The organism is bacterium (genome assembly GCA_035380285.1).
In the GTDB taxonomy this organism is placed as follows: Bacteria; Auribacterota; Erginobacteria; order Erginobacterales; family DAOSXE01; genus DAOSXE01.
The window spans coordinates 1-4914 of sequence record DAOSXE010000065.1 but is presented as its reverse complement, the minus strand read 5'-3'; the positions used below and the strand labels follow the sequence as shown (position 1 = coordinate 4914).

General features: G+C 61.7%; 3 protein-coding genes. 2 read left to right on the top strand and 1 reads right to left on the bottom strand.

Going from position 1 to position 4914, the window contains the following annotated elements:
• The first annotated feature begins 344 nt into the window (after positions 1-344).
• Positions 345-1709: a hypothetical protein gene (locus tag PLZ73_12590; protein ID HOO78711.1), complete on the top strand. Its 1365-nt coding sequence runs from the start codon at positions 345-347 to the stop codon at positions 1707-1709.
• On the opposite strand, the gene PLZ73_12585 is transcribed toward PLZ73_12590, so the two are convergent.
• Complete coding sequence (locus PLZ73_12585; protein HOO78710.1) at positions 1703-3085, bottom strand: sigma-54 dependent transcriptional regulator; 1383 nt, start codon at positions 3083-3085, stop codon at positions 1703-1705. The two genes, PLZ73_12590 and PLZ73_12585, sit on opposite strands and share 7 nt — an antisense overlap.
• 674 nt (positions 3086-3759) lie before the next feature.
• On the opposite strand from PLZ73_12585, the gene PLZ73_12580 reads away from it, so the two are divergent.
• Positions 3760-4914, top strand: a 1155-nt coding sequence (locus PLZ73_12580; GenBank protein HOO78709.1) for a hypothetical protein, incomplete at its 3' end; no start/stop codon positions are given.

Below are 4914 nucleotides of genomic sequence, written 5' to 3'. Positions count from 1 at the left end.
TTCCAGGACGAGCATGGATCGAACTCCTTATTAAACTAACCTACTCCCGGCGGGAGTATACTACAACCGCCCGATCCGTGTAACCGCGAAGGTGCCGCCTTCGTTTCCGCGTTATCGGGCGCCCCCGGCGCCGTGTTTCCCCTTCCCCGTCGGAGTGTTCGAAATCCGACACCACGCGGCGACGAAATTCGAACACTTCGGATCGGTCCGGTCGAAATCGGCCGATCGGACATGAAGACGTTATGGTTTGCGGTCCAAAGTGTTGGGGCAACCTCCCGCCCCCGGCGCCGTTTGGCACGCTGTTTGCGAAACAGCCGATGTCGATAACGATTGGGAGGTGCGACATGACCGATAAACCGGCGTTAACGCGAATAGCGGTAACGATCGCGGTCGCGCTCGGTTTCGTTCCCGGGTCGTCTCCGGCCGCCGCCGATTTCGTAATTTTTGCCGGGCTGCCTCTTTATGACGAATCGGGCCGGGTGTTGGAAGGGACGAATCCGGACGATCCCATGTGGGACGGCTTCCCCGGCGACCTGGTTCAGATCATCTCCACCGGACCGGACGGGACGGCCGATCCGATAGCTCCGGGCGGCGCGGTCACGGGGGACGATTACGTCTGCGTGGCCACCGCCATCGGGGCGGGCATGGCCTGGGGAGGGGAAAAGACGGGACGGTTCGTCTACGAAGTCGGGGATCCGGTCGACGGCGGAAAAGGGGGGCTCTACGTCCGGGTCTACAACCGCTCCGACGCCCGCCTGGCCACGTATTACGGTGAATCCGAAGTGTTCCCGTGCTCGCTGAGCTTGGTGGAGGATTTCGACGTCAGCGACTGGGAACTGGCCGGGACGGACCGCGCCCTCCCCGATCCTTTAGGCGCTCCTTTCCTGGTGATCGCCCACGACGATTACGACGGCGACGGTCTCAGCGACCCCGCCGTCTATCGTCCCGGGAACGGAGAATGGGATATCGCGGGGGTTTGTTCGAGTTTGGTCTGGGGAGGGGAACTGGGCGATATTCCGGCTACGGGCGATTACGACGGCGACGGCGTCGCCGAACCGGCTTTTTACCGGGAAGGAGGCTGGCGGGTCTGGGGGTTCGAGGAGGAAGTGGCTTGGGGGGGCGAGGGCGAGTTTCCGGTTCCCGCCGACTACAACGGGGATTCGGTGACCGATTTCGCCACCTGGAGTCCGGAGGAAGGAGTGTGGAGGATCCTCTGTTTCGCCGGGCGGGAGCACCGGCGGGAAGCCGGCCCGGAAACCGTCTGGGAAGTGGAGTTGGGGGAGGAAGGGGACATTCCGGTCCCGGGCGACTACACCGGGGAAGGGCGCGCCCGTCCGGCGGTATGGCGTCCTTCCACCGGCGAATGGATCGTCGAGGGCTTGCCCACGGTCAAATGGGGAGGGCCCGACGATATTCCCGTTCCCCTGGACGGCGACGGGGACGGAGCCCTCGACCGCACCGTTTGGCGCCCGCGCGGGGAGAAGTCGGGGTTATGGCTGGTTTGCGGCTTTTCCCGGGTGGAATGGGGGGTGGAAGCCGCCGGAGACGTTCCCCTGACCGGCGATTACGACGGCACCGGCGCCGACGATCTTGCCATCTGGCGCCCCGGCCGCGGCCGGGTCTTTATCCGTTTCCTCTGCGGGGGGAGGACTGTCCAGGAGTTGGGGCAAGAGGGGGATATCCCCGCCGTCCGCCGCTGCCATTACTGACCGCGGGGGCGCCGGGCCTCGATCCCGTATTTTTTGAGCTTGCCGTACAAGGTGCTGCGGGAGATTCCCAGTTCGCGCGCGGCCCGGGCCAGGTTACCGGAAGTCAGTTGCAGAACCGATTCGATCCTTTCCCGCTCGATTTCAGCCAAGCTTTTTCCGGCTGACGTTTTCCGGTGGGGCCCGGATCCGGCGTCCAGGAAGAGCCGGTTGAAATCGCCGGCGATCACGGCCCGCTCCAGGGCGTGCTTGAGTTCCCTGACGTTGCCGGGCCAGGGGTAGTCCAGGAGCCGCTCGATCGCCGCGGGGGGAGGAGCAAGTCGAGGCCGCCCGTAGCGGGCGCAATGGAGTTTGAGGAAATAGTCGATCAAGAGGGGGATGTCTTCGCGGCGTTCCCGCAGGGGGGGAATGGTGATGGTAAAGACGTTGAGCCGGTAGAGCAAATCCGGTCGGAACGTCCCCCGGGCGGTGTCTCCTTCCAGATCGGTGCTGGTGGCGGCGACGATCCGGATGTCCACCGAAATGGTGACGTCGCCCCCTACCCGTTCCATCTTCCGGTCTTCCAGGACCCGCAGCAGTTTTTGTTGGGCGCCCAGACTGAGGTTGCCGATTTCATTGAGGAATATGGTGCCGCCCGAAGCCCGTTCGAATTTTCCCACCCGGCGCTCGTGCGCACCCGTAAACGCTCCTTTCTCGTGTCCGAAGAGGTCGCTTTCGATCAGGCGTTCGTTGAGGGCGGAAAGGTCGGCGATCACGAAGCCGCTCCGCGCCCGTTCGCTGTGGGCGTGGATGAAGCGGGCGAGCAGGTCTTTCCCGGTTCCGGTTTCGCCCAGGATGAGCACGGTGGCGTCCAGCGGCGCGACCGAAAGAGCCATTTCCCGGACTTTCCTGATCCCGTGGCTGCGCCCGACCAGGACGGGCTCCCGGTCTTTCGCTTCCAGCAAGCGCTGCAAGTCGAGGTTTTCCAGCCGCATCTGTTCGCGGCGGCGGTTGCGTTCGACGATGGTCCGCATCTCCGAGACGCGAAACGGTTTGAGCAGGTAATTGGCGGCTCCGGCCTTCACCGCCTTGACCGCCGTTTGGATGTCGTCCAACCCGGTGATCATGAAGACCTCGGCTTGGGGAAAACGGCGGTTGAGTTCGGCCACCAACTCCAGGCCCGATTCTCCGGGGAGAATGAAATCGACAAACGCCAAGCTGATCAGCCCGGCGGTTTCGATGAACCTCGCGGCCTCCGAGCCGTCGCCGAAAAAAACGGCTTCGGGGTAATTCGCCAGGATCTTGCGGTAAAGACGAATGCCGGCGGGGTCGTCTTCGACGACCAGGATCAATCCTTGGGGAAACCGTTCCGTATCCGCCGGGCGACCGTTGCCAGTCATAATCAAAGAATATACCGGCGCAGGGTTTTCGGCAACGCTAAAATAACCGCCGGCGGGAACCGGGGCAGGGATGGAACTGGGACTCCGAGCCGAAGCCGACCCTCTAGCCTCAAGCCAAAACACATATAATAAATTATACGATCTTAACCGATACTGACTTTGATAATGCGAATTATGGAAAACGAAACAAATTTCTCGGTTAGGGAAAAAGGCGAAAAGCTTTATCCGGGAAAAGAGGATCCCCGCGCCGACCGATAAGGTAAATTTAAGTTAAATTATGGACAATAAAATCGGCGGGAAACATACTGACGTTTTCCCTCGGAATCATCCGCCGCCGCCGGGGTCGGATTTTCACCCGGCGCCGCGACCGCTCGCCCCGTTCCGCCGGGGAACGCGCCGGCGCCTCGGAGGCGCGGTCCTCGGAGAAAAGACGTCGTTTCCCTGGCGAAATAACCAAGAAGATTTATCGATTTTACATTGAAGCTTTTGCGTCCTCCCCGTTATATTTAAAGAAGGTAGGATTCTATCCAGGGAAGAGATCTATCAACTGTTACCGAGAATTACGATAAGGGGCGAACACCATGAACTCATGGAAACTGGCTGGGTTGGGTCTGGCATTGTTAATTTCAGTCATCGCGATCCCCCCCCGCTCCCCCGCCGAGTCCCCGCATCCCATGGATGACCCGGTCATCAATTTCCAAGGCCGGGTGGAGGTGGGGGACGTCGGTTATTCCGGAAATACCTGGTTCGCTCTCACCATCGGCAACGAAGACATGGCCACCACCTATTGGTCTTCGTTCGCTTCGGTCAGCGCCGTCGAGGGTATCTTCAATATTCTTATCGGGGGCAATACGGAAGATCCCCTGACCGACGACGTCTTCACCCACCTGGAAGACATGTATCTGCGGGTCGCCTTTTCCACCGACGGTATCAACTACGAAACCCTCTCTCCCGACCAACAGATCGTCAGCGTTCCCTATGCCGTCAACGCCGATCTGCTCGACGGCCTGGAAAGTCCGAACTCCGCCTTCGTCGGGTTGACCGATACCCAGACCGTTCTCAACAAGACCCTGGTCCAGCCCGAGATCGACACGGTTTTCTTCACCCCCGGAGCCCTTCCGGGGACGCCCTCGGCCGGCTATATCGCCTTCGATTCGTCCGACAACACCATGAAATACTACAACGGTACGGACTGGATCGAAATGAGCGGCAGCGGCGGAGGCGGCGGCGACGACGACTGGATCTTCATCTCCGGTTCGACCGCGGCCGATCCCATCTACCACACCGGCACGGTGATTATCGGCACCGACGCCATCGCCGCCGACGAGCTGGTGCGCATCAATTCCGACGGTCCCGCCCCGGCGTTGCGCGTGGAAGGAACGGGACTGGGTACGGGAGCGGACGGCTCCATGATCCAGCTTTACCGCCACGACAACGGGCGCATTCTCACCGCCACCACCCAAGCCACCACCCAACACGGGGTCTGGGTTACTTCCACCACCCTGACCACGGGAAGCCTGATCGCCGCCTACGTCAACTCCCCGCTCATGAGCAGCGGCTACGCGATCCGGGCCGAGCAAGCCTTCACCGAAGCCACCGGAATCGCCGTCTACGCTTATCAAGCCGGGGTGGGGAAAGCCATCCAGGCCACGGTGGGCGCCGGCTCGGCCGGGGCCGCCAACGCCATCATGGTCAGCCAGGGTTCCAACTCCGACTCCAACATCGATTCGGACGAAGGAGGGGCCATCCACATCATCAACACCAACAACGTCTACGGCGGCCTCACGATTTATTCCAACCAGGGTGCGGACCAAGCCGCGCCCCTGGCT

Bases quoted from the DNA above. Each gene is read 5' to 3' on its own strand.
- PLZ73_12590 (HOO78711.1), top strand. From the start codon at position 345: ATGACCGATAAACCGGCGTTAACGCGAATAGCGGTAACGATCGCGGTC.
- PLZ73_12585 (HOO78710.1), bottom strand. From the start codon at position 3,085: ATGACTGGCAACGGTCGCCCGGCGGATACGGAACGGTTTCCCCAAGGA.